At 41.0% G+C, this 351-nt stretch carries 1 protein-coding gene; it reads right to left on the bottom strand.

The window, feature by feature from the left end:
- A partial coding sequence (locus STRDD10_RS10150; RefSeq protein WP_331709937.1) for an ArpU family phage packaging/lysis transcriptional regulator occupies positions 1–292 on the bottom strand: 292 nt, incomplete at its 3' end.
- Positions 293–351: the final 59 nt, after the last annotated feature.

The raw sequence follows: 351 nt of genomic DNA on the forward strand, positions 1-351 counted from the left end.
TTTTTCGACAATACCGTTCAATCAAAATTCTACAATACTCTAAATCCGACAAACTATTAATCGCTTCCGCCATCGCTTCAAGCTCCATCTGTGCATCGACTCTACGAACAACCATCATCTCTGTTGCCTTATTCACCCCACCACCGGAAGACTTCGGTTCGATTGAGTACGAAGCCGTTACTTTGGGGTAATATGCTTCACCAGCAATACGAGCTAACCGTCTATATTGTCTTAATATCTTATCCGCATTTTTCGTTGACAATCCAACACAAATATCTGTCACCAATTGCATGAACCGCCCTCCTTTTTATGATATAATAGTATTGTACGTTACTATCAAGGAGTCAGCCA

The sequence above is a fragment of the Streptococcus sp. DD10 genome (assembly GCF_001578805.1).
GTDB lineage: Bacteria > Bacillota > Bacilli > Lactobacillales > Streptococcaceae > Streptococcus.